At 60.6% G+C, this 4286-nt stretch carries 4 protein-coding genes; 2 read left to right on the top strand and 2 right to left on the bottom strand.

Features of this window, described 5'->3' with window-relative positions; translation table 11 throughout:
* Nucleotides 1-111: 111 nt before the first annotated feature.
* Nucleotides 112-942, bottom strand: coding sequence for a p-hydroxycinnamoyl CoA hydratase/lyase (locus tag BFP96_RS00385; RefSeq protein WP_010567568.1), 831 nt, complete (start codon nt 940-942; stop codon nt 112-114).
* Nucleotides 943-1155: 213 nt separating this feature from the next.
* Between BFP96_RS00385 and BFP96_RS00380 the strand changes: the two genes are divergently transcribed.
* Entirely contained in the window at nt 1156-1644 is a 489-nt protein-coding gene (locus BFP96_RS00380) for a MarR family winged helix-turn-helix transcriptional regulator (RefSeq protein WP_065893279.1), read from the top strand.
* A 5-nt stretch (nt 1645-1649) separates the two neighbouring features.
* Here BFP96_RS00380 and BFP96_RS00375 read toward each other — a convergent pair whose 3' ends face one another.
* The gene (locus tag BFP96_RS00375; protein ID WP_065935364.1) at nt 1650-2975 is read right to left on the bottom strand and encodes an OprD family porin; all 1326 of its coding nucleotides are present in this window, start codon (nt 2973-2975) and stop codon (nt 1650-1652) included.
* A 309-nt stretch (nt 2976-3284) separates the two neighbouring features.
* Between BFP96_RS00375 and mhpT the strand changes: the two genes are divergently transcribed.
* On the top strand, nt 3285-4286 hold a 1002-nt coding region (mhpT, locus tag BFP96_RS00370; protein WP_065935363.1), incomplete at its 3' end, for a 3-(3-hydroxy-phenyl)propionate transporter MhpT.

Below are 4286 nucleotides of genomic sequence, written 5' to 3'. Positions count from 1 at the left end.
GACTGGCCGCCGATCAACAGGGGCACGTCCAGCATGGTGATTCCTCTTTATTGTCTTTATCGGGAATACGTTCAAGCAGGGTACAACGGCGCGGCCAGGCGGCCGCGCCCTTCAGCGTTTATACGCCTGCAGGCCAGGCTTGATGCTCTTGTCGTCGAGGAACTGTTTCATGCCCTGCTCGCGACCGCCTTCGGTGTCGAGCAGGCGCGACTGATCGAGCTTGGCGTAGAGGTAATCCTCGTTCTGCTCCCAGGTCAGCTCGCGGCAGCGCTTGAAGCCATGCTTGGCGGCACGCAGCACCACCGGGTTTTTCTCCAGCAGGTTACGCGCCAGTTCGATGGTCACTTCGCGCAGTTGAGCCAGGGGCACGCTTTCGTTGACCAGGCCCATTTCGGCGGCTTTCTGCCCGCCGAAGGTCTTGCCGGTCATGATGTAGTAAAGCGATTGGCGATGGCCCACGGTGTCGGCCATGGCCTTGCTCACCAGGTTGCCTGGCGGGATGCCCCAGTTGATTTCCGAGAGGCCGAAGGTCGCTTCGTCGGCGCAGATGGCCAAGTCGCACGCCACCAGCGGGCTGAAGCCACCGCCGAAGCACCAGCCATTGACCATAGCGATGGTCGGCTTGGCGTACATGCGCAGCAGTTTCCACTGCCATTGCGAGGCTTCGCGGCGGATTTTTTCCTGGAGGATTTCCGGGCCGGCATCCACCTCGCGAAAGTATTCCTTGAGGTCCATGCCCGCCGTCCAGGCTTCGCCCGCACCGGTGAGAACCAGCACGCCGGCGGCAGGGTCCTGCTCGAGGGTTTCCAGCACGTCGATCATTTCCCGGTTCAGGGTGGGGCTCATGGCGTTGCGTTTTTCCGGACGATTAAGAATGACCCAGGCGATGCCTTCTTCGATCTCAACCTTGACTGTGGTCCAACGGCCTTCGTAATTGCTCATGGCGGTACGCTCTTGTTCTGGGTGTGAAGATGATTCGAAATTAAACCGCAAATATAGTTATGTCAATTAACTATTAATCTTAATAACCAATATTTTTTCTGCTTAAAACCCACGCGTAGCTGACGCTGTGAAAACCCGGCGTAGCCATAGCGCGCCAACACCGGCAAACTAGATAGTCTTATTAACCTGCACCTTTTGAGGATTGCACTGCCAATGGCCAAGCCTTCCAACATCGCCGCCGCCAGCCAGGCCCTGCCCGACAACGACGAGGTACGGCCGCCGCTGGATTCAGCCCTGGACGATCTGATCGGCTACGCCATGCGCCGCGCCCAGCTCAAGCTGTTCCAGAACCTGATCGGCCGGTTGTCGGACCACGACCTGCGCCCGGCGCAATTCTCGGCCCTGGCGATCATCGAGCAGAACCCCGGGCTGATGCAGGCCGACCTGGCGCGCGCCCTGGCCATTGAGCCGCCCCAGGTGGTGCCGTTGCTGAACAAGCTGGAAAGCCGCGCGCTGGCCGTGCGGGTACGCTGCAAGCCGGACAAACGCTCCTACGGGATCTTCCTCAGCAAGACCGGCGAAACCCTGCTCAAGGAACTCAAGGCAATCGCCGCACAGAGTGACCTCGACGCCACCGCCGCCCTCGACGGCCAGGAGCGTGAAGAGCTGCTGCGCTTGCTGAAGAAGGTCTACCAGGACTGATCGGCCTACCAGAGCGCCACGGTGTAGAGCACCAGAAAACGGGTCTGGTTTTCATCGCGAAAGGCCGCGCCGCTCGGGAAGTCATTGCGGTAGATCGACTTTCGCGCCATGAACCCGACGTTCTTCAGCGGGCCGCTCTGGATCACATACCCCAGTTCCATCTGGAACTCGCGCTCCTTGCGATCCTCGGCGTTGAAAGCGGCCAGTTCGATGTGGTCGCCACGCACGTAGCGCAGCCGCGTCTTCAGCCCAGGCACTCCCGATGCCGCGAAGTCATAGTCGTAGATGGCTTGCCAGGTGCGCTCCTTGGCGTTGAGAAAGTCCGAACTCATGGTCAGTTCGCTCATGCCCATCAACTCCGTTCCCGAGATATAGGGCGTGGCCGTCTCCCCGCTTGAGTGCATGTAGCCAAGGCTGACGCGATGGCCGCCCAGGCGATAGCCGAACAACGCCGAGAGGTTGCGGTTATCCACCCTGCCCGCCTTGGCACTGCCATCCTCACGGCTGAAAAAACTGCGCAGGTCGCTGGTGAGCACGCCATCGCCCACCGGCAAGTTGTGCAGCAGCGCCAGAGTGTCCTGCTGGTAGAGGTCCGCGATCTGCGCGTGATAGACCCGCAGGCTGAGGTCTTTGTTGACCTGGTAATCACCGCCGACGTAAGCCAGGTGCGAGGTGGTGGCAGTGGCGTTGAAGCGCCGGTTGGGCGAGGCGATCGTCATGGCCTGGTAGTCGGTGGAGTCGCGCTTGTTGATGCGGTCGATATAGCCCGTGTTGAGGGTCAGGCCATCGATGTCCTTGGAGCTCAAGGTGGTGCCGCGAAAGGTTTGCGGCAGCAGCCGCGACGGACTGGCAAAGGCAAACGGCAGGAAGATCGACACATCGCCGGCCTTGACCGTGGATTGGGCGAACCGCAGCTTGGCGGTTGGGGCCAGGCGCGAGTACTCGTCGGCGGCGCGCTTGTCGCTGGCCGACACCGGCAACAACTCGGTCCCGCTGCGGTCCGGCGAAGAGTCGAGCCTGACCCCCATCAACCCGCGTACATCCAGGCCAAAGCCTACCGGGCCAGGGGTATAACCCGATTCCAGGTTGAGGATGAACGCCTGGGCCCATTCCCGCGCAGCGGCCTTCGCACCGTCGTCCTTGTAGTCACGGTCCAGGTAGTAATTGCGCAAGGTCAGGGTGCCGTGGCTGTCGTCGATAAAGCCTGCAGCCCACAGCGAACCGGGCAACACGCTCAAGGCCAGCAAGGCCAGCAGCCGGCGTGGAGTGGTGTTCGACGCACAGGAGACGGACGCCGCTGCAACGGCGTCCTCCATAGGGAGTTCTGGCATGTTCGATGTCCATTTTTGTTGTTGTTTTTGGGTTGGCACACGCTCGGCCCTGTCAGCCTCGCGAGCCAAGAATGGAAACAGCCGAGGTGACTCGTCAACCGCAACCGACCGATAATCGAACATTAATAAAGCTATCTATTTTTTAGCCAACCATGGATCAATATCTCAATACATTGAATTTTATGATTTTATTCTTGCTTTTTGAGTCATTTATTCCACTATTCATTTTTTAGTTATATTTGTTATCTTAATCCTCAGCAGCCACTCAAGCTCGCCACGCCAACAAAAACAACAACAATGAGGTTTGCCATGGACAGTTCATCGCGTCGTTCGACGCTGACTATTGCGTTGTGCTTTATCGTTGCGCTGATCGAAGGGTTCGATCTGCAAGCCGCCGGCACCGCCGCCGCCGGGTTGCGTCAAACCTTCGCCCTGGACCCGAAGATGCTCGGCTGGGTGTTCAGCGTCGGCATCATCGGCTTGCTGCCGGGGGCGTTCTTCGGCGGCTGGGTTGCCGACCGGATCGGGCGCAAGAAAATCCTGGTCAGCGCCGTGCTGCTGTTCGGGCTGTTTTCCCTGAGCACCGCATTTGTCGACAGCTACTCAAGCTTGTTGCTGGTGCGTTTTCTTACCGGCCTGGGCCTGGGCGCCGCGCTGCCCAACCTGATCGCGCTGTGCGCCGAAGCGGTGAGCGAGCGCAACCGTGGCACGGCCATCAGCGTGATGTACTGCGGGGTGCCGCTGGGGGGTGCATTGGCCGCAGTGGTGGCGATGTTTTCCAGTGAGCACTGGCAGACCACGTTTATCATTGGCGGCCTGGCGCCCTTGCTGGCCGTACCGTTGATGATCCTGCTGCTGCCTGAGTCCAGCGCCTTTCGCCAACAGCGCGACACCCCCCACGGCGCCCGCCCCTCCACCGGCCAGGCACTGTTCGGCGAGGGTCGCGCCCGCACCACACTGGCCTTGTGGCTCAGCTACTTCTTCACCTTGACCGTGATGTACATGCTGCTGAACTGGCTGCCGTCGCTGTTGCTGGAACAGGGTTTCAGCAAACCCCAGGCGGGCATGGTGCAGATGCTCTTCAATATCGGCGGCGCCCTGGGTTCGCTGCTCGGCGGCGTGCTGCTGGACCGCTGCAATGCCGTCAACGTGGTGTTGTCGGTGTATGCCGGGTTGCTGGCGGCATTGGCCGGGGTCGGGTTGTCGGTGGGCATCGTGCCCATGGCCATCGCTGGTTTTGCCGCCGGCTTGTTCGTGATGGCTGCGCAGTTGGTGCTGTACGCCTCTGCACCGCCCTCGTATCCGACCTCG

Source organism: Pseudomonas sp. 34 E 7 (assembly GCF_900005715.1).
GTDB lineage: Bacteria > Pseudomonadota > Gammaproteobacteria > Pseudomonadales > Pseudomonadaceae > Aquipseudomonas > Aquipseudomonas orientalis_A.
This window is presented reverse-complemented; position numbering and strand designations above follow the sequence as displayed.

What these genes read in the sequence shown, in the direction of transcription:
- BFP96_RS00385 (WP_010567568.1), bottom strand. Translation starts at nt 942, where the DNA reads ATGAGCAATTACGAAGGCCGTTGGACCACAGTCAAGGTTGAGATCGAA.
- BFP96_RS00380 (WP_065893279.1), top strand. Translation starts at nt 1,156, where the DNA reads ATGGCCAAGCCTTCCAACATCGCCGCCGCCAGCCAGGCCCTGCCCGAC.
- BFP96_RS00375 (WP_065935364.1), bottom strand. Translation starts at nt 2,975, where the DNA reads ATGCCAGAACTCCCTATGGAGGACGCCGTTGCAGCGGCGTCCGTCTCC.